The organism is Eikenella sp. Marseille-P7795 (genome assembly GCF_916618725.1).
In the GTDB taxonomy this organism is placed as follows: Bacteria; Pseudomonadota; Gammaproteobacteria; order Burkholderiales; family Neisseriaceae; genus Eikenella; species Eikenella longinqua.
In genome coordinates this window covers 31116-57401 of the sequence record NZ_CAKAJZ010000003.1, presented here as the reverse complement: position 1 = coordinate 57401, position 26286 = coordinate 31116, and the positions used below count along the sequence as shown (strand labels likewise).

The 26286-nt window shown below is 58.9% G+C and carries 25 protein-coding genes; 11 read left to right on the top strand and 14 right to left on the bottom strand.

From position 1 onward, the window contains the following. Nucleotides 1-33: 33 nt before the first annotated feature. The gene (locus LG371_RS06630; protein ID WP_067590441.1) at nucleotides 34-780 is read left to right on the top strand and encodes a HesA/MoeB/ThiF family protein; all 747 of its coding nucleotides are present in this window, start codon (nucleotides 34-36) and stop codon (nucleotides 778-780) included. Between the two features lie 183 nt (nucleotides 781-963). Here LG371_RS06630 and LG371_RS06625 read toward each other — a convergent pair whose 3' ends face one another. The 3 genes from LG371_RS06625 to LG371_RS06615 form a co-directional block, all read right to left on the bottom strand. After that, nucleotides 964-1197, bottom strand: coding sequence for a hypothetical protein (locus LG371_RS06625; RefSeq protein ID WP_225748090.1), 234 nt, complete (start codon nucleotides 1195-1197; stop codon nucleotides 964-966). After that, the gene (locus tag LG371_RS06620; protein WP_225748089.1) at nucleotides 1181-1645 is read right to left on the bottom strand and encodes a hypothetical protein; all 465 of its coding nucleotides are present in this window, start codon (nucleotides 1643-1645) and stop codon (nucleotides 1181-1183) included. The genes LG371_RS06625 and LG371_RS06620 overlap by 17 nt, the downstream gene beginning before the upstream one ends. Before the next feature lie 118 nt (nucleotides 1646-1763). Then, nucleotides 1764-2192: a molybdopterin-binding protein gene (locus tag LG371_RS06615; protein ID WP_067590435.1), complete on the bottom strand. Its 429-nt coding sequence runs from the start codon at nucleotides 2190-2192 to the stop codon at nucleotides 1764-1766. 290 nt (nucleotides 2193-2482) lie between these two features. Between LG371_RS06615 and LG371_RS06610 the strand changes: the two genes are divergently transcribed. From LG371_RS06610 to LG371_RS06575, 8 genes are all read left to right on the top strand, one after another. Further along, nucleotides 2483-6163: a nitrate reductase subunit alpha gene (locus tag LG371_RS06610; RefSeq protein ID WP_225748088.1), complete on the top strand. Its 3681-nt coding sequence runs from the start codon at nucleotides 2483-2485 to the stop codon at nucleotides 6161-6163. 91 nt (nucleotides 6164-6254) lie between these two features. After that, on the top strand, nucleotides 6255-6608 hold the full coding sequence (locus LG371_RS06605) for a cupin domain-containing protein (RefSeq protein ID WP_067590429.1): 354 nt from the start codon (nucleotides 6255-6257) through the stop codon (nucleotides 6606-6608). Nucleotides 6609-6685: 77 nt separating this feature from the next. After that, on the top strand, nucleotides 6686-8245 hold the full coding sequence (gene narH, locus LG371_RS06600) for a nitrate reductase subunit beta (protein ID WP_067590426.1): 1560 nt from the start codon (nucleotides 6686-6688) through the stop codon (nucleotides 8243-8245). Continuing rightward, complete coding sequence (gene narJ / locus LG371_RS06595) at nucleotides 8245-8889, top strand: nitrate reductase molybdenum cofactor assembly chaperone (RefSeq protein WP_067590423.1); 645 nt, start codon at nucleotides 8245-8247, stop codon at nucleotides 8887-8889. Before narH ends, narJ begins: the two co-directional genes overlap by 1 nt. Nucleotides 8890-8913: 24 nt before the next feature. Next, the gene (narI, locus tag LG371_RS06590; protein ID WP_225748087.1) at nucleotides 8914-9600 is read left to right on the top strand and encodes a respiratory nitrate reductase subunit gamma; all 687 of its coding nucleotides are present in this window, start codon (nucleotides 8914-8916) and stop codon (nucleotides 9598-9600) included. Between the two features lie 335 nt (nucleotides 9601-9935). Then, nucleotides 9936-10772, top strand: coding sequence for a sulfate ABC transporter permease subunit CysT (gene cysT / locus LG371_RS06585; protein WP_225748086.1), 837 nt, complete (start codon nucleotides 9936-9938; stop codon nucleotides 10770-10772). Beyond that, complete coding sequence (cysW, locus tag LG371_RS06580) at nucleotides 10769-11620, top strand: sulfate ABC transporter permease subunit CysW (protein ID WP_067590411.1); 852 nt, start codon at nucleotides 10769-10771, stop codon at nucleotides 11618-11620. Before cysT ends, cysW begins: the two co-directional genes overlap by 4 nt. After that, on the top strand, nucleotides 11617-12696 hold the full coding sequence (locus tag LG371_RS06575) for a sulfate/molybdate ABC transporter ATP-binding protein (protein ID WP_067590408.1): 1080 nt from the start codon (nucleotides 11617-11619) through the stop codon (nucleotides 12694-12696). Before cysW ends, LG371_RS06575 begins: the two co-directional genes overlap by 4 nt. Nucleotides 12697-12839: 143 nt before the next feature. On the opposite strand, the gene LG371_RS06570 is transcribed toward LG371_RS06575, so the two are convergent. The 4 genes from LG371_RS06570 to rpe form a co-directional block, all read right to left on the bottom strand. Next, nucleotides 12840-13400 (bottom strand): DapH/DapD/GlmU-related protein, encoded by a 561-nt coding sequence (locus LG371_RS06570; RefSeq protein WP_067590405.1) that lies wholly within the window; start codon nucleotides 13398-13400, stop codon nucleotides 12840-12842. A 72-nt stretch (nucleotides 13401-13472) separates the two neighbouring features. After that, on the bottom strand, nucleotides 13473-13616 hold the full coding sequence (locus LG371_RS06565) for a cyclophilin-like fold protein (RefSeq protein ID WP_225748085.1): 144 nt from the start codon (nucleotides 13614-13616) through the stop codon (nucleotides 13473-13475). A gap of 71 nt (nucleotides 13617-13687) precedes the next feature. After that, nucleotides 13688-14272, bottom strand: a complete 585-nt coding sequence (locus LG371_RS06560; protein ID WP_067594364.1) for an NAD(P)H-dependent oxidoreductase — start codon at nucleotides 14270-14272, stop codon at nucleotides 13688-13690. A gap of 169 nt (nucleotides 14273-14441) precedes the next feature. Further along, nucleotides 14442-15125, bottom strand: coding sequence for a ribulose-phosphate 3-epimerase (rpe, locus tag LG371_RS06555; RefSeq protein WP_067594361.1), 684 nt, complete (start codon nucleotides 15123-15125; stop codon nucleotides 14442-14444). A 175-nt stretch (nucleotides 15126-15300) separates the two neighbouring features. On the opposite strand from rpe, the gene LG371_RS06550 reads away from it, so the two are divergent. Continuing rightward, nucleotides 15301-15714 carry a Spy/CpxP family protein refolding chaperone gene (locus tag LG371_RS06550; protein WP_225748084.1) on the top strand — a complete coding sequence of 138 codons (414 nt, stop codon included), beginning with the start codon at nucleotides 15301-15303 and terminating at the stop codon, nucleotides 15712-15714. A 193-nt stretch (nucleotides 15715-15907) separates the two neighbouring features. Here LG371_RS06550 and LG371_RS06545 read toward each other — a convergent pair whose 3' ends face one another. The 7 genes from LG371_RS06545 to LG371_RS06515 all read right to left on the bottom strand — a co-directional run bounded on the left by LG371_RS06545 (nucleotide 15908) and on the right by LG371_RS06515 (nucleotide 22918). Next, complete coding sequence (locus tag LG371_RS06545) at nucleotides 15908-17254, bottom strand: deoxyguanosinetriphosphate triphosphohydrolase (RefSeq protein WP_067594355.1); 1347 nt, start codon at nucleotides 17252-17254, stop codon at nucleotides 15908-15910. A 78-nt stretch (nucleotides 17255-17332) separates the two neighbouring features. Continuing rightward, complete coding sequence (gene ettA / locus LG371_RS06540) at nucleotides 17333-19009, bottom strand: energy-dependent translational throttle protein EttA (protein WP_225748165.1); 1677 nt, start codon at nucleotides 19007-19009, stop codon at nucleotides 17333-17335. Nucleotides 19010-19065: 56 nt separating this feature from the next. Then, on the bottom strand, nucleotides 19066-19848 hold the full coding sequence (locus LG371_RS06535) for a hypothetical protein (protein ID WP_225748083.1): 783 nt from the start codon (nucleotides 19846-19848) through the stop codon (nucleotides 19066-19068). Nucleotides 19849-20079: 231 nt separating this feature from the next. Further along, nucleotides 20080-20904, bottom strand: coding sequence for a hypothetical protein (locus LG371_RS06530; protein ID WP_067594349.1), 825 nt, complete (start codon nucleotides 20902-20904; stop codon nucleotides 20080-20082). A 79-nt stretch (nucleotides 20905-20983) separates the two neighbouring features. Next, nucleotides 20984-21505 carry a hypothetical protein gene (locus LG371_RS06525; protein ID WP_225748082.1) on the bottom strand — a complete coding sequence of 174 codons (522 nt, stop codon included), beginning with the start codon at nucleotides 21503-21505 and terminating at the stop codon, nucleotides 20984-20986. A 121-nt stretch (nucleotides 21506-21626) separates the two neighbouring features. Continuing rightward, entirely contained in the window at nucleotides 21627-21842 is a 216-nt protein-coding gene (locus LG371_RS06520; RefSeq protein WP_225748081.1) for a hypothetical protein, read from the bottom strand. A gap of 86 nt (nucleotides 21843-21928) precedes the next feature. Beyond that, nucleotides 21929-22918 carry an RluA family pseudouridine synthase gene (locus LG371_RS06515; protein WP_067594343.1) on the bottom strand — a complete coding sequence of 330 codons (990 nt, stop codon included), beginning with the start codon at nucleotides 22916-22918 and terminating at the stop codon, nucleotides 21929-21931. A 612-nt stretch (nucleotides 22919-23530) separates the two neighbouring features. Here LG371_RS06515 and LG371_RS06510 point away from each other — a divergent pair. Then, nucleotides 23531-26260 carry an Rne/Rng family ribonuclease gene (locus LG371_RS06510; RefSeq protein WP_225748080.1) on the top strand — a complete coding sequence of 910 codons (2730 nt, stop codon included), beginning with the start codon at nucleotides 23531-23533 and terminating at the stop codon, nucleotides 26258-26260. Nucleotides 26261-26286 lie beyond the last annotated feature (26 nt).

The window sequence follows — 26286 nt, the reverse complement described above, 5'->3', positions numbered from 1 at the left end:
ATCCGCTCCCCCAAGCACCCTGCCCACACCGCCATGAACGACCGCCAACTGCTGCGCTACAGCCGCCACATCCTCCTCGACGAAATCGGCATCGAAGGCCAGCAAAAGCTGCTCGATGCCAGCGTGCTCGTGCTCGGCTGCGGCGGGCTGGGCAGCGCCGCCCTGCCCTATCTGGCCGCCGCCGGCGTGGGCCGCCTGCTGATTGCCGACCACGACCTCATCGACGACACCAACCTCCAGCGCCAAATCACCTACCGCGAAGCCGACATCGGCCGCCCCAAAGCCGACGCCATGGCAGGCCACCTGAAACAGCTCAACCCCGCCTGCCAAATCGAAACCTATGGCAAATTGGGCGAGGCCGAGCTGCTGCGCCTGCTGCCCCAATGCCAAGTCGCGCTCGATTGCAGCGACAACTTCGCCACCCGCCAAGCCCTCAATGCCGCCGCCTGCGCCACCCGCACCCCGCTCGTCTCCGGCGCCGCCACCCGCTTCGACGGCCAAATCACCGTATACCGCCCCGACCTGCCCGGCCAGCCCTGCTACGCCTGCCTCTTCGACAGCGAACAGGCCGGCGACGGCGCCTGCGCCCTGTTCGGCGTATTCGCCCCGCTGGTGGGCATCATCGGCAGCAGCCAAGCCGCCGACGCGCTGAAAATCCTGCTCGGTCTGCCCGCCGAACCCGGCGTGCTGCGCTGCTACCACGCCCTCTCCGGCCGCTGGCAGCACTTCGCCATCCCGAAAAACCCCAAATGCCGCGTGTGCGGCGGGGAGCGGGCGTAAACCCTGGTCTGCCGCGTTCGGCAAGGCAAACAGGCCGCAGGATAAGCGTTTTATCCTTGCGGCCTGTTTTGATTTGATTTGCTTGCGGCTAAAGTTTTCAGGTAGCCTCACTTGGGATTGGAAAGGCTACCTGAAAAATCGAGGCTTTTGGTTTTCAGGTAGTCTTTCCGCTTGGCTGGTGGCTTAGGCCGGGCTGTAGCAGAACACATAAAGATGGTAGCCCGTGGTAACGACAATCAGCACCAGCCAAGAGCCGTAATACAGCACCGCGCCGGGTTTAACCCAGCGGATGCCTTTCAACATCATCTCAATATCCCCTTTGAAGGAATCCAGCACCATGAATTCGTGCTGCCAAATCGGTTTCTGCTGCCACTCTTCCCTCGGCCGGAAAGACTGGATTTCATAGCGCTTCAGCACATGGGTTTTGTGCTTGGCAAAATCGAGCCCGTTTTTTTTCACTGCCTTCGCCTTTATAGGGGGTATTGTTACAATTCCGCGACGCGCCATCCCCCATCACGCCCGCACCGATAACGAGCGCAATGGTAATACAGAACCCGAAAGCAATCGTAAACCCGTTCAGCGGGATTTCCAGCCCGGTTTTCCGATTCAGCAGCAGGTTGAACAGCGATACGGCAATAAGGAACTGCCCGTAGCGTTTAAAAAAGATGCCAAACTGCTTATCCAGCAGGGAAGCCTTGCGCCACCATGCCACCGTGTCCGCGTCGGGGATTTGGGTGTAGCGCGTGTCTTCCTGCTGTGCGCGCCGCAGCCGACGGCAGCCGTCGCGGTAGCGGTAGCAGCCGGCAGCTAGTAACAAGAGATATAGGAAATCAATCAGATAAAGCCTATCAAGCCAGTCAAACATAAGCCCTTCCCCGCAATATTCGCAATAAAACCGCATGATAGCCGCCCGCACAAGCGGAAAGGTTACCTGAAAAATCGAGGCGTTCGGTTTTCAGGTAGCCTTTCCGCTTGGCCGCGCGTTATGCCAGCACGCCCAAAATCACGCTGCCGGCCTTAAACACGGCAGTGGCGCGCTGGCCGGGGTGCAGGTCGAGCGTTTCGGCGCTGTGCATGGTGATGCCGGCGGTGAGGGTGAGGCCGCCGCCGATGTCGATGCCCACGATGGAATTCACCGCGCCGCGCTCCACTTGGGTGATGATGCCGTGAAACTGGTTGCGCGCGGAAAGTTTCATCGGGTGCAGGTCGGTGGCCACGATGATGCTGCCCGCCTTGATGAGTGCGGTGGCCATGCCGCCTTCGGCCAGGCCGAGTTCGCGGCAGCTCTCTTCGGTGATGCTGGCCACAAGCTCGACGCCGTTGGCCAGCTGCAAGGTGATTTCGCTGCTCACCGGGCCGTGTTTGACGGCTTTAATCTGGCCGGGAAGCTGGTTGCGTGCGCTGGTTTTCATGCTGGAATGCCTCTTTGATGTTAAACGGAAACGCGGCCATCTTAACCGATTTCTCCGCCGCGCCGGTATTCCCGCCGCCGCCCTAAGCCGAAACGGCAGGTGGGTATACTCCTTTCGGCGTAGGCCGCCCCTAGCCCAATGCATGGCGCTTAAACCTGTTGGAAGCATATTTTTTGCCCTGCTCCTCCTCTATACTCCAAGCACTTATAACCGGTTTTGAGACAAGCTTTGCACGGCGCTGCCGCTGCACGGCATTCGTTGGCAAAGCCTAATAACGACAGGGATAGAACATGAGCCATTTCCTAGACCGCCTCACCTTCTTCAAGCAGAAACGCGAGCCGTTTGCCAACGGGCACGGCATCCTCACCACCGAAGACCGCAAGTGGGAAGACGCCTACCGCAGCCGCTGGTCGCACGACAAAGTGGCCCGCTCCACCCACGGCGTGAACTGTACCGGTTCGTGCTCGTGGAAAATCTACGTTAAAAACGGCATCATCACCTGGGAAACCCAGCAAACCGACTACCCGCGCACCCGCCCCGACCTGCCGAACCACGAGCCGCGTGGCTGCCCGCGCGGTGCCTCCTTTAGCTGGTATGTGTATTCCGCCCAGCGCATCAAATATCCGATGATGCGCGGCGCGCTGGCCGAATTGTGGCGCGAAGCACGCCAAACCAAAGACCCCATCGAAGCCTGGAAATGGATTGTGGAAGACCCCGAGCGCGCCAAATCCTACAAATCCCAGCGCGGCCTGGGCGGCTTCGTGCGCTCCAACTGGGACGAAGCTTATGAAATGGTGGCAGCGGCCAACTGCTACACCATCAAGAAATACGGCCCTGACCGCATCATCGGCTTCTCACCGATTCCCGCCATGTCGATGGTGAGCTATGCTGCCGGCGCGCGCTATCTCGGCCTCATCGGCGGCGTGCCGCTCTCCTTCTACGACTGGTATTGCGACCTGCCGCCCGCTTCGCCGCAAACTTGGGGCGAGCAAACCGACGTGGCCGAATCCGCCGATTGGTACAACTCCAATTATCTTTTGGTGTGGGGTTCCAACATCCCGATGACCCGCACCCCCGACGCCCATTTCTACACCGAAGTGCGCTACAAAGGCACCAAAACCGTGGCCGTATCGTCCGACTTCGGCGAAATGGCCAAGTTCAGCGACATCTGGCTGGCGCCGCGCCAAGGTACGGACGCCGCGCTCTCGATGGCGATGGGGCACGTTATCCTCAAAGAATTCCATATCGACAATCCATCCGACTATTTCCAAGACTACTGCCGCCGCCTCACCGATATGCCGGTGCTGGTGTGCCTGAAAGAAGACGGTGAAGGCTACCGCCCCGAATACACCCTGCGCGCCTCGCAGCTGGGCGGCAATTTCGGCGAAGAGAAAAACCCCGACTGGAAAGTGCTGGCGTGGAACGAAAAAACCGACAGCCTGATGCTGCCCAACGGCTCCATCGGCTTCCGTTGGGACGGTAGCGGCAAGTGGAATCTGGAAACCAAGGCGCAGGATGAGCAAGACGTTCAGGCGGCTTTGTCGCTGAAAACGTGCGCCGATGATGTGGTGCGCGTCGGCTTCGACTACTTCGGTGGCGAATTCGACGAAGAAAAAACCTTCCGCAAAGTGCCGGTGAAACGCATCACCCTGGCCGACGGCAGCAGCCAGTTGGTGGCCACCGTGTTCGACCTTCTGGTGGCGCAATACGGCGTGGACAACGGCTTGGGCGACGAAAACGTGGCCAAAGATTATTTCGACGACAAGCCCTACACGCCGAAATGGCAGGAAAAACACACCGGCGTGAAAGCCGAACAGGTAATTCAGGTAGCCCGCGAGTTTGCGCAAAACGCGCACGACACCAAGGGCCGCTCGATGATTATCGTGGGCGCCGGCATCAACCACTGGTACTACCTCGACATGAACTACCGCGGCATCATCAATATGCTGATGATGTGCGGCACCATCGGCAAATCCGGCGGCGGCTGGTGCCACTATGTGGGCCAGGAAAAACTGCGCCCGCAATCCGGCTGGGCGCCGCTCACCTTCGCGCTCGACTGGCACCGCCCCGCGCGCCAGATGGCCGGCACCGCCTTCTTCTACGGCCACACCGGCCAATACCGCCACGAAACCGTATCCGCCGACGAGCTGCTCACCACCGACGCCGGCGACGACATGCGCCGTCTCACCATGATCGACTACCACGCCAAAGCCGCCCGCATGGGCTGGACGCCGAGCGCACCGCAGCTGGAAACCAACCCGCTGGACGTAACCGACGCGGCCGAAAAAGCCGGCATGAATCCGGTGGATTATGTGGTGAAAGGCCTGAAGGAAGGCACGCTGGATATGTCGTGCGACGATCCGGAAAACCCGAAAAACTGGCCGCGCAATATGTTTGTGTGGCGCTCCAACATTTTGGGTTCTTCCGGCAAAGGCCACGAATTCTTCCTCAAATACCTGCTCGGCACGCAAAACGGCCTATTGAGCAACGAAGAAGACTGCCTGAAACCCACCGAAGTGAAGCAGCGCGACGGCGTGGAAGGCAAGCTGGACCTGTTTGCCCTGCTCGATTTCCGTATGAACACCACCTGCCTGTATGGCGACGTGATTTTCCCCACCGCCACCTGGTATGAAAAAGACGACTTGAACACGTCCGACATGCACCCCTTCATCCACCCGCTCACCGAAGCCGTGCAGCCGCTGTGGCAGAGCAAATCCGACTGGGAAATCTACAAAGGCCTGGCCAAAAAATTCAGCGAGCTGGCCAAGGATTACCTCGGCGTGCGCAAAGACATCGTGCTCACCCCGCTGATGCACGACAGCCCGCAGGAGCTCGGCCAGCCCTTCGACCCGAAAGACTGGAAGCTGGGCGAATGCGAGCCGATTCCGGGCAAAACCATGCCGGCCATGACCGTGGTGGAGCGCGACTACGGCGCAGTGTATGAAAAATTCACCGCCGTCGGCCCCCTGCTGGAAAAAGTGAACAACAACGGCAAAGGCATGGCTTGGGACACCAAGCACGAAGTGGAATTCCTGCGCAAACTCAACGGCGTGCAGCCAGAAGGCGCGGGCAAGGGCCAGCCCAAGCTGGAAACCGCCATCGATGCCGCCGAGATGATCCTCACGCTGGCGCCGGAAACCAACGGCCACGTTTCCAAAAAAGCCTGGCAGGCGCTGAGCAAAAACACCGGCCGCGACCATACGCACCTGATCAACAGCAGCGAGCACACGCAAATCCGCTTCCGCGACATCGTGGCCCAGCCGCGCAAAATCGTTACCTCGCCGATTTGGTCGGGCGTGGAAAGCGAAGAAGTGTGCTACACCGCCGGCTACACCAACGTGCACGAGCTGATTCCGTGGCGCACGCTCACCGGCCGCCAGCAGTTCTACCAAGACCACAAATGGATGCGCGATTTCGGCGCGGGCTTCTGCGTGTACCGCCCCGCCGTGGACACCAAAACCACCAAGCAGCTCTTGGGCAAAATGCCCAACGGCAACCCGGAAATCACGCTCAACTTCCTCACCCCGCACCAGAAATGGGGCATCCACAGCACCTATTCGGAAAACCTGCGCATGCTCACGCTCTCGCGCGGCGGCCCGCACGTGTGGATTTCCGAAATCGACGCCAAAAAGGCCGGGCTGGTGGACAACGACTGGGTGGAAGTGTTCAACACCAACGGTTCGATTGCCTGCCGCGTGATTGTGAGCCAGCGCATTCCCGAAACCATGATTGTGATGCCGCACGCCCAGGAAAAACTGGTGCACACTCCCGCGGCGGAAACCACCAAAAAACGCGGCGGCATCCACAATTCCGTTACCAAAGCTGTGCTGAACCCCACCCACCTCATCGGCGGCTACGCCCAGCTGGCCTACGGCTTCAACTACTACGGCACGGTCGGCTCCAACCGCGACGAATGGGTGATTGTCCGCAAGATGAAAGACATCGACTGGATGGACGAACCCGCCGAGTAAGGCTGCAAAGTTTTTCAGGTAACCTCCTGCATCAACAGGCTACCTGAAAACCGAAAAGGCTACCTGAAAATCGAATATGAGGAATAAAACCATGAAACTGCCGCAGATTATCCATTTTGCCGACTACTTGAAAGAAGGTTCCGCCGAAGCTGTGCGCACCGTGCTGCACCAAGACCCGCACGACAACATGGTGCTGTGGCAGATTCCGCCGCAAACCATGCTGCCCGCCCACCGCCACCCGCACGGCGTGGACATTTGGATTGTGTTGCAGGGCGAAGCCGAGCTGGTGGACGACGCGCAAAGCGGCCGCATCATCCGCGCCGGCGAAGCCGTGGTGGTGGGCGACCACCAAATCCACGGCGCACGCAACAACGGCAAGGAAGGCGGGCAAGACTGCATCCTGGTTTCCATCATCAGCCCCAAAGCAGGATTCGAAAAGGCATAACAAATTTTCAGGTAGCCTCAACAGGCTTGCAACCGGCTGCAAAAGGCTACCTGAAAAACCACTTGAAGGAACACAATATGAAAATCAGAGCGCAAATCGGCATGGTGCTGAATTTGGACAAATGTATCGGCTGCCACACCTGCTCCGTTACCTGCAAAAACGTGTGGACAAGCCGCGACGGCGTGGAATACGCCTGGTTCAACAACGTGGAAACCAAGCCCGGCATCGGCTTTCCGAAAAACTGGGAAGACCAGGAAAAATGGAAAGGCGGCTGGGTGCGCAAGCCCGACGGCAAGCTCGTGCCCAAACAGGGCGGCCGCTTGAAAATCCTGTCCAACATCTTCGCCAACCCCAACCTGCCGCAGATCGACGACTACTACGAACCCTTCACCTACGACTACGAGCACCTGCAAAACGCCCCGCGCATGAAAACCCCGCCCACCGCGCGGCCGATTTCCGTGCTCACCGGCAAGAAAATGGACAAAGTGGAATGGGGCCCCAACTGGGAAGACGACTTGGCCGGCGAATTTGAAAAACGCGCCAAAGACACCCTGTTTGAAGGCATCCAGAAAGAAATGATGGGCGCCTTCGAGCAAACCTTCATGATGTATCTGCCGCGCCTGTGCGAACACTGCCTGAATCCGACCTGCGTCGCCTCCTGCCCCTCCGGCAGCATCTACAAGCGTGAAGACGACGGCATCGTACTCATCGATCAAGACAAATGCCGTGGCTGGCGCATGTGCGTGTCCGGCTGCCCGTATAAAAAAATCTACTACAACTGGGTGAGCGGCAAAGCCGAAAAATGTATTTTCTGCTACCCGCGCATCGAAGCGGGCGAACCCACCATCTGCTCCGAAACCTGCGTCGGCCGCATCCGTTACTTAGGCGTGCTGCTGTATGACGCCGACAAAATCGAAGAAGCCGCCTCGGTGGAAAACCCGCAAGACCTCTACGAATCGCAACTGGGCGTGTTCCTCAACCCGCACGACCCCGAAGTGCAGCGCGAAGCCCTGAAGCAGGGCATCAGCCAGAGCTGGCTCGATGCGGCGAAGAAATCGCCGGTATACAAAATGGCGATGGAATGGAAAATCGCCTTCCCGCTGCACCCCGAATACCGCACGCTGCCGATGGTGTGGTACATCCCGCCGCTCTCCCCCATCCAATCCGCCATCGAAAACGGGCTGGTGGGCGAAAACGGCATCATCCCCAGCGTGGACGAAATGCGCATCCCGCTGCGCTATCTGGCCAACCTGCTCACCGCCGGCAAAATCGAGCCGATTAAAGACGCGCTGGAGCGCATGATTGCCATGCGCCGCTTCAAACGCGGCCAAACCGTGCACGGCGAAACCTTGGAGCAAACCCTGGAAGGCACCGGCCTCACCCCCGCCATGGTGGAGGACATGTATCAAATCATGGCCATCGCCAACTACGAAGACCGCTTCGTCATCCCCAGCAGCCACAAAGAGCAGGTGGAAAACGCCTTTGAAGACAAAGCCAGCTGCGGCTTCTCCTTCGGCAACGGCTGCTCCGGCGGCAGCACCAAAGAAAGCCTGTTCGACAAGCCCAAAGCCTCGCCCATCGTCTTCTTCGACCGCCGCAAAGACCTCGAAGAAAACCGCGAAAAAGGAGTGCGCTGATGCAGGGTAACCCGGTGTACAAATTTCTCTCGGCGCTGCTGTGCTATCCCGAAGCGGAGATGATTGAAGCGCTGCCCGAATTTCAGGTAGCCCTCGATACGCTGCCCGAGCTTTCCGGCAGCCGCGAAGGCTTGCAGGCGCTGCTGGATTACTTCGGCAGCCGCAGCCTGCGCCAGCTTCAGGAAGAATACGTTTCCACCTTCGACCGCAACCGCCTGCACGCGCTCTATATCTTCGAGCACGTATTCGGCGAAGACCGCGACCGCGGCAGCGCCATGGTGGACCTGCTGGAAGAATACCGCCGCCACGGCTACGAATTGGGCGACGACGAGCTGCCCGACTACCTGCCCGCGCTCTTGGAATTCTTCTCCCGCATCCCGCCCGCCGAAGCGCAAAAGCTGCTGGGCGACGCCGTGCACGTGGTCAACCACATCGGCAAAAACCTGCGCGCCGCCGGCTCGCCTTATGCCGCCGTGCTCGAATGCGCCGTATCGCTCAGCCCCGTGGCGCCGCAGCCGCTGATCGAGCCGCCCGTGCGCGACATGGACGAAGCCATGGAAACCTTCGGCCCCGACGCCTCCGGCATCGAGCCGCTGCTCAAACCGAGCATCCAAACCGTACAGTTTTACCCCAAAGGCAAGTAAGCCTGCCTGCTTAGGAGTATTGATATGAGCAACCTGCACCTCTTTTTCTTCGCCATCTATCCCTATATCTGCCTGGCGGTGTTCTTCCTCGGCAGCCTGGCGCGCTTCGACCGCGAGCAGTATTCGTGGAAAAGCGATTCCAGCCAGCTGCTCTACGACGGCCAATTGCGCCTGGGCAACATCCTGTTTCACGTGGGCGTGCTGGCCGTGTTTGCCGGCCACTTCGTCGGCCTGCTCACCCCGCTGTGGTTTTGGGACGCGCTGGGCGTGAGCCATTCCGCCAAGCAGCTTCTGGCCATGACCGCCGGCGGCATTTTCGGCAGCATGGCGCTGGTGGGCCTGCTGATTTTGATCAAACGCCGCTTCACCATCGACCGCATCAACCTCAACAGCACCTGGCGCGACAAGCTGCTTTTGCTGTGGATTTTGGCCACCCTGCTGCTCGGCCTCTCCACCATCTTCGTGAGCGCCGGCCACCTCGACGGCCACGAAATGACCCTGCTCATGCAGTGGGCGCAACACATCGTTACCCTGCGCGGCGTGGAAGCGGCCGGCTTTATCGAGCACGTGCACATCCTCTTCAAGCTGCACATGTTTATGGGCATGACCTTCTTCCTCATCTTCCCCTTCACCCGCATGGTGCACGTGTGGAGCGGCTTTGCCAGCGCTCTGTATGTTTTCCGCCCCTGGCAGCTGGTGCGCCGCCGCTGAAGCCATATTTTCAGGTAGCCTTCCGCTGGCCGGAGGCTACCTGAAAACTGTTTATAGTGAATTAACAAAAAACGCTGCAGCGTTGGCTCGCCTTGCCGTACTACCTGTACTGCCTGCGGCTCGCCGCCTTGTCCCGTTTTTTGTTAATCCACTAACTCTCCCGCGTAAGCAAACGGAAGGCTACCTGAAAACCGATTGCGGTTTTTCAGGTAGCCTTTTTGCCTTCCCCGCCGCCTATATAACTCCCCTGCATTTGCAAACAACCAACCGTTCTTTCTATTTTTCCGCCGCCTTGTTTATAGTTCGGGCTACCTGAAATTGTGATGGCGGAACCTATGCGCTTATTGAAAACCCCCAGCGTGCTGCCCGGCTTCAACCTGAGCCTGGGCATTACCGTATTGTGCCTGTCGCTTTTGGTGGTGCTGCCGTTTGCCATGATGGCGGTGAGCACGGCGCAGATGGGCTGGGCGGCGTTTTGGCACACGGTGGCCGAGCCGCGCGTGCTCGCTTCGGTGTGGCTGAGCCTGCGCATGTCTTTCTTCGCCATGCTCACCAATATCGTGTTCGGCACGCTGGTGGCCTGGGTGCTGGTGCGTTATGAGTTTCCGTTTAAGGGGCTGGTAAACGCGCTGGTAGACCTGCCTTTCGCGCTGCCCACAGCGGTAACCAGCATTGCGCTGGCCACGCTGTATGCGCCCAACGGCTGGATTGGGCGCTGGTTTGCCAAAATGGATATTCAGGTAGCCTTCACGCCCAAGGGCATTTGGATTGCCTTGGTGTTTGTGAGCCTGCCGTTTATCGTGCGCGCGGTGCAGCCGGTGTTGGAAGAATTATCCGGCGAATACGAAGAAGCGGCGGCTTCGCTGGGCGCGGGGCGGCTGGCCACCTTCCGCCGCGTGATCCTGCCGGAAATCGCGCCGGCGCTGCTCACCGGGGCAGGCATGATGTTTGCCCGCGCCACGGGCGAATTCGGCTCGGTGATTTTCATTGCCGGCAACATCCCGATGGAATCGGAAATCCTGCCGCTCATCATCACCGGCAAGCTGGAGCAATACGACGTGCAGGGCGCATCGGCGGTGGCGCTGTTTATGCTGCTGATTTCCTTCTTTATCCTGCTCGCGCTGAATTTGAGCCAGTGGGCGCTGGGCAAACGCGGAGGCGCCAAAGCATGAAAACCAATCCGAATATCACCGAGCCGCGATGGCTGCAATGGCTGCTCATCGGCATCGCACTCGCCTTTTTGCTGCTGATGCTCATCATCCCGCTCTCGGCGGTGTTTTACGAAGCCTTGCGCGAAGGCTGGCAAACCTATCTCGCCTCGCTCACCAACCCCGAAGCGCGCGCCGCCATCCGCCTCACGCTGATTACCGCCGCCATCGTGGTGCCAGTAAACGCGGTGCTGGGCATCGCCATGGCCTGGCTGCTCACCCGTTTCGACTTCCGCGGCAAGCAGCTGCTCACCACGCTGCTGGACCTGCCCTTTTCCGTATCGCCCGTGGTGGCCGGCCTGATGTTTGTGCTGCTGTTCGGCGCGCACACAGCGCTGGGCGGCTGGCTGGAGGCGCGGGGCATACAGGTTATTTTCGCCATTCCCGGCATTGTGCTGGCCACGCTGTTCGTCACCTTCCCCTTCGTGGCGCGCGAGCTGGTGCCGCTGATGCAGGCGCAGGGCGACAGCGAAGAGCAAGCCGCGCTGATTTTGGGCGCGGGCGGCTGGCAGATGTTTTGGCGCGTTACCCTGCCCAACATCAAATGGGCATTGCTCTACGGCATCATCCTCACCAATGCCCGCGCCATGGGCGAATTCGGCGCGGTGAGCGTGGTGTCCGGCCACATCCGCGGCGAAACCAACACCATCCCGCTTTTGGTGGAAATCCTCTACAACGAATACCGCTTCACCGCCGCCTTCGCCCTCTCCAGCCTGCTCGCCCTGCTTGCCATCGCCACGCTGGTGCTGCAAGACGTGCTCACCCGCATCCAACACCGCAAACTGGCCGCCGCCGAAAGGAACCAGCCATGAGCATCACCATCCAAAACATCAACAAACACTTCGGCAGCTTCCAAGCCCTGCACAACATCCGCCTGGAAGTGCCCACCGGCGAGCTGGTTTCCCTGCTCGGCCCTTCCGGCTGCGGCAAAACCACCCTGCTGCGCATCATCGCCGGGCTGGAAAACGCCGACAGCGGCCAAATCCTGTTCGACGGGCAAGACGTTACCCGCTTGCACGTGCGCGAACGCAAAGTCGGCTTCGTGTTCCAACACTACGCCCTGTTCCGCCACATGAACGTGGCCGACAACGTTGCCTTCGGGCTCACCGTATTGCCCCGCGCCCAGCGCCCGGGCAAAGCCGAAATCCGCGAAAAAGTGGCCGGCCTGCTCAAGCTCGTGCAGCTCGAACACCTCGCCAAATCCTACCCCCACCAGCTCTCCGGCGGCCAACGCCAACGCATCGCGCTGGCCCGCGCCCTGGCCGTCGAGCCCAAGCTGCTGCTGCTCGACGAGCCCTTCGGCGCGCTCGATGCCAAAGTGCGCAAAGAGCTGCGCACCTGGCTGCGCAACCTGCACCACGAGCTCGGCATCACCAGCATTCTGGTTACGCACGACCAGGAAGAAGCGCTGGAAGTGTCCGACCAAATCGTCATCATGAACCAAGGACGCATCGAGCAGGCCGGCAGCGCCGACACGCTCTACAGGCTACCTGAAAACGCCTTCGTTACCGAATTCCTCGGCGAAACCGACTCCTTCGAAGGCCGCATCGAACGCGGGCAGTGGCACTACAACGGCTTCGCCTGGCCGCTCGACCCCAAGCGCCGCTGGCAGGAGCAAAACGCCCGCGGCTTCGTGCGCCCGCACGAATGGCAGATCGCCCCCGAGCGCCCCATGCTGCACGCCCGCATCGACCACCTGCACATCTCCGGCGCCCTCACCCGCCTCACCCTCTTGCCGCAAAACGCCCCCGACCGCCGCGCCCTGCACGCCAGCTTTGCCAGCAGCGAAGCCGCCCGCCTCGGCCTCGCCGCCGGCCAAGTGCTGCCGCTTGCCCCGAGGCAGATTTATGTGTTCAGCCAAAGCGATTTGATCGAATACGCCATTTAGCGCCACCACTCCGGCATACGGCAAAAGGCTACCTGAAAACCTGTGCCGCAATGCAACGGCGTTGCTGCAAAGCAGAAGTTTTCAGGTAGCCTTTACTGTTCCGCCATGCAGGCGCAGCAGCATTCCTCTTCTCAACTGCGCTTTCAGACGACCTCCCGCCGGATTTCCCGTATCACTTTCGCCGGCACGCCGCCGACGATGGTGTTGGGCGGCACGTCTTTGCCCACCACCGCGCCCGCCGCGACAATGGCGTTTTCGCCGACGGTAACGCCCGGCAAAATGGTTGCGCCCGCGCCTATCCACGCGCCTTTTTTGATGACGACGGGCTTCAAGATTAAACCGCGACGCATGGCGGGGTCTTCTGGGTGGTTTACGGTCAAAATGCTGACGCGCGGGGCGATTAACACGTCGTCTTCCAGTGTGATGCCGCCCAAGTCGGTAAACATCGCGCCCGAGTTGATAAACACGTTTTTGCCGATGCGGATGTGTTTGCCGAAGTCGCTGTAAAACGGCAGATTGACGTGCAAATCGTCGGGGATGTCGCTGCCCGTCATCTCGGCAAGCACGGCGCGGATTTGCTCGGGCGTGCGGAACGTGCCGGAGAGTTCGGCAATTTTCGGCGCGTTGTGGGCGACGATGGCGTGGATTTCGGCGAAGATTTCGCTGCCTGCCGGGATATATTGGTTTAGGGGGTAGTTGTGCATTTTATTTTCTCCTTAAGAGGTCGTCTGAAAGCAGGTCGGTCATAGATACTCAAGTTGTCTTTTCAGACGACCTTATCGGGAAAACCGCACCGCCGTATTCCCCGCACCGAGTGCCGCTTTCAGCCCCGCCGCGTCGGTGATTTTGCCGATACGCGTGTAGCGGTAAGGCGTGTCGAAACTTTCGTAGAACACGACGATGCTGTTGCCTTGCCACAAGAGAATACCTGAAAAATGTTCGGATACATTTTCAGGTAGCCTGATGTTGGTTTGCAGACAATCTGGGCAGATTATGCCCGACCGAACACTTGGTTCAAGTGCGCGGTATAGTTCGCAATATATTGCTCTACCTGCGGGTTTTTGATCACGTCGTTGCAGATAAACGTGGGCAGGCGCGTGCTGCCCAGAAATTCGTTGGCTTTGTGGAAATGCAGGTATACGCCGTCCACGCCCGCACCTTCGAAGAAGTCGCCGGGGCGGGTGAAGGCTTCGATAGGCGCGTTCCAAGTGAGCGAGAGCATGTGTTTGCGGCCTTGTAGCAGACCGCCGCTGCCGTAGCCTTCGGTGGGGTTGGCGCGATGTCGGCCGTCGCTTTGCCAGAGCTTGTCGTAGCCGAAGGTAAACACTTCGTCGATGTATTTTTTTACTGTCCACGGCTCGTGCATCCACCAGCCGGGCATCTGCCACACCACGGCATCCATCCACAGGAATTTTTCGATTTCCGCGGCGGTGTCGTAGCCTTGGTCGATTACGGTTTCTTGGGTAGCGTGGCCGTTGGCGCTCAAAACGTCTTTAGCGGTTTGATGCAAGGTGTGGTTGAGGCGGCCTTCGGAAGAGCCGAAGCGCTTTCCGCCGTCTAACAATAGGATTTTCATGCTGTTTTCCTTTTTTGCTGTTTCAAAGCAGGCCGATGGTATCCCGTTTCCATATTCGGGGCAAACAGCGGGCGAGATAAAGGCTACCTGAAAAATGTGTCCAGATATTTTTCAGGTAGCCTTTTATGTGCTTCTATGCGCTTCGTGTTGCAAGGATTTTTCAGGTAGCCTATGCGCCTGCTTTGGCGAGCTGTGCGCGCATTTCTTGAATCACCGCCGCGTAGTCGGGCTGGCTGAAGATGGCGGAGCCGGCCACAAAGGTATCCGCGCCGGCGGCGGCGGCTTCGGCGATGTTGCCGGCTTTGATGCCGCCGTCCACCTCAATCAGAATGCGGCGACCGCTTTCGGCGGCGTAGAGGTCGGTGAGCGAGCGCACTTGGCGGATTTTCTCCAGCGTGTGCGGGATGAATTTCTGCCCGCCGAAACCGGGGTTTACCGACATCAGCAGCACCAAGTCGATTTTGTCCAACACGTTTTCCAGCACATACACCGGCGTGGCGGGGTTGAGCACCAGCCCGGCGCGGCAGCCGCTATCGCGGATCAGGCTCAGGCTGCGGTCGATATGGCGGCTGGCTTCGGGGTGGAAGGTGATGATGTCGGCACCGGCTTCGGCGAAGGCCTGAATCATCGCGTCCACCGGCTCCACCATCAGGTGCACATCAATCGGCACGGTGGCATAGGGCTTGAGCGCGGCGCACACCATCGGCCCGAAGGTGAGGTTGGGCACATAATGGTTGTCCATTACGTCGAAATGGATCCAGTCGGCGCCGGCGGCAATCACATTCCACACTTCTTCGCCCAAGCGGGCGAAATCGGCGGATAAAATGCTCGGGGCGATACGGTAGTCGGTCATGGTTGTGCTCTCTTAGATGGTTGGGTGCTATAATTAAGCGCATATTGTGCCAAAAACGCCATGTTCCGCATCACAATATGGTTTACACAGGTTTACTCGAATTATACCGTGTTTCACGCCGCCATTCGTATACTGGCTGCACATTTATACAGTTATACTGGATCAAAGAGTTATCATGACTCAGCGCTTATTTCCCCGCCGGCAGGCTCTCTGCCGCTGTTTTTTCGCTTCCGTGATGCTGGCCGCCGGCTCTGCGGCTTGGGCAGACGGCCCTTGCGACATGCGCCAACTCTCGCTCAGCAGCAGCCAGCAGGAGCAGATGCGCCAAGTGCGCGCCGAATACCGCCAGCGGCTCGACAACCTGGTGGCGCAATCGCGCAACCTGCGCCAATACACCACGCAGGCTTCCAACCTGGTGCTGGCCGGCCCGGTGTTCGACGACAATATGGCGCGGCATTATGTGAACGAAAAATACGCACCGCAGATGCAGCGCGAAGTGGAAAACCTGCGCGCCCAGCACGCCCTGCTGCAAATCCTCACCCCGCAGCAGCGGCAGGAATGGATGCGGCACTGCATGCACCACCAATAACGGTTTCCCCGAAAAAGGCTACCTGAAAACCCGAGCAAGGTTTCAGGTAGCCTTTTATTTGGCGGACGGGTTGGGCGCATCACGCCGCCACATCATATTTCTATCTGTTTCTGTCCCAATTTTCGACCTATAAAGGCTACCTGAAAACGAGTGCGGCGTTTTCAGGTAGCCTTCTATCCCTGCGCCCAAACGGCTAGAGCATCCCGATGCCCGACACTTCGCGCGCCAGCCGTGCGGCGGCGTTGTCGGTCATACCGCCCACGAAATCGAGGATTTTCATGTAGGCGACGTAGAGCGTGTCGTGTTCGTTCAGCGGGTCGTCGCGCAAAAGCTCGAGGGCGAGCGATTGGCGGGCGCTCACCTGCCGCTCGGTGATGTAGGCGAAGGCGGCAGGCACCAGCAGGTTTAGAATCGAGCCGATGCAGGGAAAGGCGGCAATCTCGGTGATGAGCTTGCTTTGGTGGCGGAACACGCGGGTGCGCGCCAGCTCTTTGGCCTGCTCCAGCGTGTCGCGCACTTCGGGGGTGCACACGCCGAGCAGGTCTTTGCCTTGAAAGCTGCCGGCGAGCAGGTCGGCATGGTGCAGCATGAAGGTTTGCGCCATATCGTCGATGGCGCGGCCGATGGCCATGCCGCGCAGCATGGCGCAGCGCTGGCGGGCGGATTGCTCGGGCCAAACTTTGTTCACTTGGGTGTGCACCATGCCTTGCAATACGTTTTCCACTTCGCGGTCGTCCAAGAGGCCGAGCTCGACAGCGTCTTCCAGGTCTAAGAGGGCGTAGCAGATGTCGTCGGCGGCTTCCATCAGGTAGGAGAGCGGGTGGCGGCTCCAGTGGTGCGGGCCGATTTCGGGCAGCCCCAGCTCGGCGGCCACGCATTCGATAAACGGCAGCTCGGTTTGGTAGATATTGAATTTTTTTAAGCCCTGCGGCGCGGAGGTGGTCCAGGGGTATTTGAGCAGGGCTCCGATGGAGGCGGCAGTGAGGCGCATGCCGCCGCGGTGGCGGTACATTTCGAGGTTGGAGAGGATGCGCAGGCTGTGGGCGTTGCCCTCATAAGTTTGCACGTCGCGGCGTTCGGCTTCGGCGAGGTTTTTCAGGTAGCCTGCGTGGGCGGGGTCGCGGAACCAGTCGCGCAGGGCGTCTTCGCCGGTGTGGCCGAAGGGCGGGTTGCCCATGTCGTGCGCGAGGCAAGCCACCTGCACCACGGCGCCGATGTCGGAGGGGGTGTTGCCCGGCGGCAGGAAACCGCCCTTGGCCAGCATCACGCCCACGCGGTTGCCCAGGCTGCGCCCCACGCTGGCCACTTCCACGCTGTGGGTGAGGCGGTTGTGGGTGTGGTCGTGTTCGGCGAAGGGGTGCACTTGGGTTTTGCGCCCGAGCCGCCGAAACGCTCCGGAAAACACCACGCGGTCGTAATCGATGTGGAAATCGGTGCGCAGGGCGTCGGCACCTTCCTGGCTGGAGGGGGTAACGGTGGCCACCAGCTGGCCGTTTTCGGGCTTGAAGCGTTTGGTGCTGAGCAGTTGCTGCCAGTTCATGCTTATCCTTTTGTTTTACTGATTGATTGAGGCTACCTGAAAACCGTTCGGCTGATTTTTCAGGTAGCCTCTTGACGCTTAGCGTGTTACCGGCTTATAGCGGATGCGTTTCGGTTTCGCGCCCTCTTCGCCGAGTCGGCGTTTCTTGTCGGCTTCGTATTCCTGATAGTTGCCGTCGAAGAACACCCATTTGGAATCGCCTTCGCAAGCCAAAATGTGCGTGGCGATGCGGTCGAGGAACCAGCGGTCGTGCGAAATCACCATCACACTGCCGGCAAATTCCAGCAATGCGTCTTCCAGCGCGCGCAGGGTTTCCACGTCGAGGTCGTTGGACGGTTCGTCCAGCAGCAACACATTGCCGCCGCTCAACAAGGTTTTTGCCAAGTGCAAACGTCCGCGTTCGCCGCCGGAAAGCTGCCTCGCGATTTTGCTTTGGTCGCTGCCTTTAAAGTTGAAGCGTCCCAAATATTGGCGGGCGGGGATTTCAAACTGCCCGACCTGCAAAATGTCGCGTCCTTCGGCGATGTTGTCGAACACGGTTTTGTCGTTTTGCAAACCTTCGCGGCTTTGGTCGATTAAGGACATTTTCACGGTCTGACCGATTTTGACTTCGCCTGAATCAGGCTGCTCTTTGCCTGAAATCATTTTGAACAGCGTCGATTTACCCGCGCCGTTCGGGCCGATGATGCCGACAATCGCGCCCGCAGGCACTTTGAAGCTCAAATCGTCAATCAGCACTTTGTCGCCGAACGATTTGGAAACGTTCACAAATTCAATCACTTCGTTACCCAAACGCTCGGCAACGGGAATAAAGATTTCCTGCGTTTCGTTGCGTTTTTGGTATTCGTAGTTGCTCATTTCCTCGAAACGCGCCAGACGCGCTTTAGACTTGGCTTGGCGGCCTTTGGCATTTTGGCGCACCCATTCCAATTCCTGCTTCATCGCCTTCACACGCGCGGCTTCGGATTTGGCTTCGTTTTCCAGGCGTTTTTCCTTTTGTTCCAGCCAAGACGAGTAATTGCCTTTCCACGGAATACCGTGTCCGCGGTCGAGTTCCAAAATCCATTCGGCGGCGTTGTCGAGGAAATAGCGGTCATGCGTTACCGCAACCACCGTGCCGGGGAAGCGCACGAGGAATTGCTCCAGCCATTCGACCGATTCCGCGTCCAAGTGGTTGGTCGGCTCGTCCAGCAGCAGCATATCGGGCTTGCTCAACAAGAGTTTGCACAAAGCGACGCGGCGTTTTTCACCGCCCGAAAGATTGCCGATTTTGGCATCCCATTCAGGTAGCCTCAGCGCGTCGGCGGCGATTTCCAATTCGTGTTCCGCACCGCCGCCTGTGGACGAACCTGCCGCAATAATCGCTTCCAAGCGGCCCTGCTCTTCCGCCAGCGCGTCGAAATCCGCATCGGGATTGGCGTACTCGGCATAGACTTCTTCCAAACGCTTCTGCGCGGCGGCCACTTCGCCCAAACCGCTTTCCACTTCCTCGCGCACGGTTTTTTCGGGGTCGAGCTCCGGCTCTTGCGGCAGATAGCCGATTTTGATGCCGCCCATCGGCACGGCTTCACCCTCAAATTCCTTATCCACGCCCGCCATAATCCGCAGCACGGTGGATTTGCCTGCGCCGTTCAAGCCGAGCAGGCCGATTTTCGCGCCGGGGAAAAAGGACAGGGAAATGTCTTTGATGATGGTTTTCTGCGGCGGAACAACCTTGCTCACGCGCAGCATGGAATAGACGTATTGGGACATAATGGTTTCTTTCAATCAGTTGGTTGCACAATCAATTTGATGAGCCTGGAATACTGCAATCAGTCATATAAATATAGATTCACGATGCGCAGCATTTCCGCCTCAATGGCAGGCAGATGTTTCGGCGCACTCACGCCGTCTTCCTGAGTAATCTTCAATTGCCGTTGCGGCCTATTGTAATGGATTTTCAGCTTTTCGTTTCTAAATAGCTGCTTGAATTGGTAGCGATACACCAAATCATGCTTGGTGGGCACGCCTTGTTCCAAATCCAACAGCACGAATTGGGGCGTTTCGTCCAAATGCCAAATCAGAGTGGCGAAATCTTCTTGGCGGATGCGGTAAAGCGTTTCTGCGGTGTAGGGGATTTTATCCGAGATGCCGGCTTTATAGCGCCGCCACCCGGCCAGCACGGCCTGCCGCACGCCTTTCTCCCGACCCTGCATCAGGCTGCTGGACACCACCACATAATCGTGCCGCTCGCCATACGCCACATGGCGGCGTTTAATCCGCACCCCAATGCGCGGCCGGAACAGCAGGCCGAGGAAAGGATGCTGTTTTTTCAGCTCTTCCTCGCCCCAGCCCACCTCTGTGATATTGTCCCATCGGGCAGACCAACGGCGGTGCTTATCTGAAAAATTGAGCGCATCATGTACCGTAATGCCTTGCTCATCCATCGAAATCACCGGCTTGCGCAGCAGCAAAAACCAGCCGCTCGCGCTCCCGAACACTGCCTCTCCCGCTGCCGCCATATACAGCAAGCCGCAGCAGAAAAGCGCAGCAAACCCGCCCAGCAACAGCAAAGGCAGGGAATGCCACCAGCTGAAATAAATCTTCCGCTTCATTTTTTTGCCCAAATCATGCCCGCCAAAGGCTACCTGAAAATACAGCAATAATGTAGAGAAACGTCATTCTTATTTTTCAGGTAGCCTCCTCCGCCGTCTGAGGCTACCTGAAAACATCGGCTGCAAGATATAGCGGATTCAAATTAAGAAGAGGCAAGGCAGCGAGCCAATGCAATAGCATTCTTATTTTAATTCGCTATGGTTCACACCCTCTGCCGCCAAGTCATCTACTCATGAAAAAACCACTTCCTCGCGCTCGGGGTGTTTCCACAAAAACAGATAACAGTTGAGCAGATAAACCATTTCCGCCTCAATCGCAGGCAGATTTTTTGGCGGAAGGCGGCTGTCTTTTTGCCAAATGCCCAGCTTGCCCCATTTCTCGTCGTAAACCAGATCAAAGGCCTCCCTGCTGAAAAAATCATGCCGGAACACAAATCTTGCCCGTAAGTTTCTGGAACATTCCGGCGACTTCTGCCACACAAATTTTGTCGATTGCACCATCTGCCGAATCAAACCATTGAGCTCTCCAAGATGGATGCGGTATAGCGTTTGTGCCGTATAAGGAGTTCGGCGGGACACACCGATTCGGTAATCCAACCACGCCGACAGCAATTCATCGCGCACAGCCCGCGCGCCCTCCCGGATTACCGCGCTGGAATGTATCAGGCATTCCTCGCCGTCATAAGCCACCTTCACATAATAGTGATCCTTCAAGCCTTCGCGGGGAACAACCTTGTAAATAAAAATATCCGACACCGCCTGCCAGCTCACCGACCATTTGCGCCGCTGCGAGGACAGCAACAACACATCGTTTACCTCAATGCCCCGATTATCCATGCGGATCACCGGCTGCCGAAACAAAACAAACACCACAACAAGCAATACCGGCAGCTCCGCCGCCAGCAGCACAAACCAAAGCTCTGATATCGGCATGCCCAGCATCACACTGCCCAGTATCACACTAAAAAACACGGCGCTCACCACCATGATTAACATCGCGCCAAGCATCAGCCATCCCAAAGAACGCCACACGCTCAAATAAAAAGCTTTTTGCATCAACCTCTCCTGCCATGCCGCTCACTTTTCAGGTAGCCTCCCCGCCGCCAGAGGCTACCTGAAAACCAATCTGCCAATATCACCTCAACCCGCTGCCGCCCGTCCCATACCGCCGGAGGCCTTCCCACAGCGCATCGATCAAACCCTGGCAGCCGCCCGCCATGATATTGCCATAAAAAATCGCTACCGTTTTCCGGCTCTCCGCATAGCGGCAATCATACGGCGGATAGCGGCTATCGCCCCGCAAAACCAGATGCACCCCTTCCGAAGTCCAGCCTTGGGCGCGTATCTCGTGAATGCGCACATCCTCAATATCCCGCCACCGCACCAACCGCTTCCGGCCCCACATCGAGCGCAGCTCCACGCCCTCCCACGTGAATACAACCGGCCGAAAGCCCGCAATGCAGCGCAGCCAACACAGCACAAGCAGCCCGCCCGGCAAGGCAAACACCCCCAGCAGCAACACATAATCCCACATGTCATGCACGGAATAATGCGACAGGCTCAGCAGCAACCATGCAAACCCCAGCAAAAAAGCCGCCTTCGGCAGAAACCGCAGGCTACAACGGAAAAAACTGATACGCGGTGATTCATCCATCATCCAGCTCCTCGTTTCTCCACAGGCTACCTGAAAACCAACTCCGCAAATTTCCGCAAAACCAAACGCAACGGCAACACGGCAAAACCGCCATTCCCATTTTTCAGGTAGCCCTTCCGCCGCCCTACTTCAAACCGCGCCCCGCACCGCGCAGCATGTTCAACATCAGCTCGTCTACCTCCGCCTCGGCTTCTCGGCACACCCGCTCCTGCCGGATGATTTCCTCAATATCCGCGCGGCCGCTGTCGGCAGGCTGGGTAATAACCTGCTTCGGGCGTTCCAAAGAAAAGCCCTCGGGCAGGATCACTTTGAATTTGGGCGATTGATTGTTTTGCTGCATATTTTCCTTTTTTCCTTTCTTGTCAAACGGCTAACAGGCCACCTGAAAACCGAAAACGAACCTCCGAAACAACGAGCCGCCATTTTTCAGGTAGCCTCATCCTGCGCTGCACCCTGCCGCAGGTTTGCCAACACCTGCTGCAATTCCTCCGGCAGCGGCGCGGTCAGCACCAGTGTTTCGCCGCTTGCCGGGTGCGCCAGCTCCAAGCGGTGCGCGTGCAGAAACATGCGCTTGAGGCCGAGCTTTTTCAGGCGGCGGTTGGCGGTGTAGTCGCCGTAGCGCTCGTCGCCGGCAATGGGGCAGCTTTGCGACTGCATGTGCACGCGGATTTGGTGCGTGCGACCGGTGCGCAGCGTGGCCTCCATCAGGCTCAACGCGGAAAGCCCCACCGCATGCAGCGGCGTGCCGCCAAACCGCTCCAATTCGCGAAACAGCGTGTGTGCGCTCTGCCCTTCTTCGCTCACGCGCACCATCTTCTCGCCCGCCGCGCCGGTGTATTTAAACAGCGGCAGCTTCACCTGCCGCACCTCCTGCGGCCACGCGCCCACGCCCAGCGCCAAATACACCTTCTTCGGCTGGTCGTTGCGCCAGGCTTCGTGCAGCTTCACCAGCGCGCTGCGCCGCTTGGCCACCACCAACAGCCCGCTGGTATCCTTGTCCAGCCGGTGCACCAATTCCAAATAGCGCGCCTGCGGCCGGGCGCGGCGCAGCTGCTCGATCACGCCGAAACTCACGCCGCTGCCGCCGTGCACCGCCACGCCTGAAGGCTTGTCCACCACCAGCAAATGCTCGTCTTCAAACACAATTTCAAACTCGCGCGGCGGCACGGCGGCCTGCTGCTCGGTTTTCTGCGCCAGCCGCACAGGCGGAATGCGCACTTCGTCGCCCGCGGCCAAGCGGCTGTCAGCGGCCGCGCGTTTTTTGTTCACACGCACTTCGCCGCCGCGGATGATGCGGTGGATATGGCTTTTGGGCACGCCCTTGAGCTGCCGGATTAAAAAGTTATCCAGACGCTGGCCGGCGGCGGCTTCGTCGATGGTTAAATAATTAACTGAATTTTTGCTAATTGCTGGCATTTTCTCTATAATCCGCTTCTTGCTGGGAGAGCGCTTGAGGCTACCTGAAAAACGGGCTTCACGAAGTTCAAACATGCGGCGCGGCAAACATTCTGCGCCACCCAACGAAGCCGAAGCGAAAGTAGCCGCCGCTTTCAGCAAGTTTATTATTACTGTTTATTTTATCGTAAAAAGACAATTCCGAACGGCTTTCCTTTGCCTGCCGTTAATTTCAGGCAAATTAAAGAGTAATTGAGTTTCACCGCTCCGGCAGCCACAGCGGCCCAAGACGCGGCACAGCGCCGCCGCCCTGCTGCCGGGCATAAAGAAGATCGCATACCGAATTTTATCCGCCGCAGGCACCCTGCCGCCGCGTCCGAATACGCAGCGCTGGCCATGCTTCCGGCAGCTTTAAATCACCCGCCGCCAGTCAGCGGCCGTGCGGCAGCCATGCCACAGCCCTCGTTCTTTCATTCCTTCTTTACCGATTTCCGCCCGCCGCACCCAAGCCGGCCGCCATCCCGAACGCATACGCCGCTCGGTTTTTCAGGTAGCCCCAAGCGGCGGCAGAACATCGCCAAACTGATTACCACGCTTCGGAATTGCAAACCAACGCAAAAGGTTAGCAATATCATGAAACGCATGTTGTTTAACGCCACCCAGGCCGAAGAGCTGCGCGTGGCGATCGTGGACGGGCAAAACCTGCTCGATTTGGATATTGAAACGCTAGGCAAAGAACAGCGCAAAGGCAATATCTACAAAGGCATCATCACCCGCATCGAGCCCTCGCTCGAAGCCTGCTTCGTGGACTACGGCACCGACCGCCATGGCTTCCTCCCCTTCAAAGAAGTTTCCCGCGCCTATTTCCAAGACTACGAAGGCGGCCGCGCCCGCATCCAAGAGGTATTGCAGGAAGGCATGCAGGTTATCGTGCAGGTGGGAAAAGACGAACGCGGCAACAAAGGCGCGGCGCTCACCACCTTCATCAGCCTGGCCGGCCGCTATCTCGTGCTCATGCCCAACAACCCGCGCGGCGGTGGCATTTCCCGCCGTATCGAAGGCGAAGAGCGCCAAGAGCTCAAAGCCGCCATGAGCCAGCTGGACGTGCCGCACGGCATGAGCCTCATCGCCCGCACGGCCGGCATCGGCCGCAGCGTGGAAGAGCTGCAATGGGATTTCAACTATCTGCTGCAATTGTGGCGCGCCATCGAAGAAGCCGGCAACGCGCATCAGGATCCCTACCTGCTGTTTATGGAAAGCTCACTGCTCATCCGCGCCATCCGCGACCACTACCGCTCCGACATCGGCGAAATCCTTATCGACAACCGCGAAGTGTTCGGCCAAGTGCAGGAATTCATGAGCTATGTGATGCCGCACAACGTGGGCAAGCTCAAATACTACAGCGACCACATCCCGCTCTTCTCCCGCTTCCAAATCGAGCACCAGATTGAAAGCGCCTTCTCGCGCTCCGTGAGTCTGCCCTCCGGCGGCGCCATCGTGATCGACCACACCGAAGCGCTGGTTTCCGTGGACGTGAACTCCGCCCGCTCCACCCGCGGCGCCGACATTGAAGAAACCGCCTTCGAAACCAATATGGAAGCCGCCGAAGAAGTGGCGCGCCAAATGCGCCTGCGCGACTTGGGCGGCCTAATCGTGATCGACTTCATCGACATGGAAAACCCCAAGCACCAACGCGACGTGGAAAACACCTTGCGCGACGCGCTGAAGAAAGACCGCGCCCGTGTGCAGATGGGCAAACTCTCCCGCTTCGGCCTGCTTGAGCTTTCCCGCCAGCGCTTGCGCCCCTCTTTGGGCGAAAGCAGCCATGTGGCCTGCCCGCGCTGCGCCGGCACCGGCGTAATCCGCGGCATTGAATCCACCGCCCTGCATGTGTTGCGTATCATTCAAGAAGAAGCGATGAAGGACAACACCGAAGAAGTGCACGCCCAAGTGCCGGTGGACGTGGCCACCTTCCTGCTCAACGAAAAACGCGCCGAACTGTTCGGCCTGGAAGAGCGGCTGGATGTATCCATCTTGATGATTCCCAACACCCATCTGGAAAACCCGCACTACAATATCACCCGCGTGCGCCCCGACGACGTGGACGATGATGCCGAACCGAGCTACAAACAGATGGAAGTGGCAGAAAACGACGAGCCTACTCTAGAACTTGGCCAGCAGGCCAAACCGGTCAAACCCGAGCCGGCCGTAAAAGGCATCAAGCACAGCAGTCCCGCCCCCGTGGTTCAACAGCCTGCCGAACCCGGCCTGCTCGTTGGCATCGGCGCCTGGTTTGCCAAACTGTTCGGCGGCAGCGAAAGCAAAACCGAAGCCCAGCCGCAAACCAACAGCCGTAGCGGCGGCAACCGCAACTGCCAGCAGCAATCCAACCGCAACCGCCGTAATAACCGCAACCCGCAGCGCAGCCAAAATGGCAGCCGACGGGAAGGCGCTGCCGAAGTGCTTGAGCGCAACGTAACGCAGCCGGAAACCGCTCAAAGCGATTCTGCGCAAAACAACCCGCGCCAGCGCCGCCGCCAGCACAAAGACAATACCGTTCAGGTAGCCTCCTTAGCCGATAGTGCCGACTTGCAGGCCGTAAGCAGTGCCGAAGAAATCGGCAGCGAAGTGCGTGCTCCGGCAGAAAAACGCGATAACGGCGAACGCAGCGAGCGCAACAATGAGCGTAGCGAGCGCCGCAACGGCCGCGACCGTCAATCTGGCAGTCAGCGCAACGGCAAAGGCCGCGGCCGCCAGCGCAACATCCCTTCGGCACAAAAAATCATCCAATATCTCGATATCCAGCTGCAAGCCGAGCTGGTGCAGGCTTCCGCCGCCGTCGTATTAGGGCTGCAAACCGAAGAGCCTGCTACCGCAGCATACGAAGTACTGCAGCCTGCTGACAGCGCAGACAACAGCCAGCCCTTGGTCATCACCATTCCGGATGTAGCGGAGGAAAGCGATGCCGCCACCCCCACTTTTGTATTCGCACAGGAAGAAGCCGCGGGCACCGAGGCTGCCACTGTTAGCACAGTAGAAGAAGGGGCCGCCTCTATCCAAGCAGCAGCCGAGGCTGTGGAAGCCGCCACTGCCGCTGTGATTGGCCATACCGAGCAGCAGCATGAAACCAGCACGGAGTTGCCTGTGGCATCTTCACCAGTTGCCACCACTCCTCCTAGCAGCTTCGATTTGGGCGGCCTAGTGTTGGTTCAAACCGATCCTTCTGCCCTACCCGCCGCCGAGCAGCACTCCGCAGAGCCTGAGCTACCACGCGGCAAACGCAGATCCGATCTAGCTTCGACTGCACCTACCGCCGCACTCCAGCCGCAAGAGTTGCAGCAAATCGAAACCCAACGCGACTGAGCAGGTTTTTCAGGTAGCTCCTAACC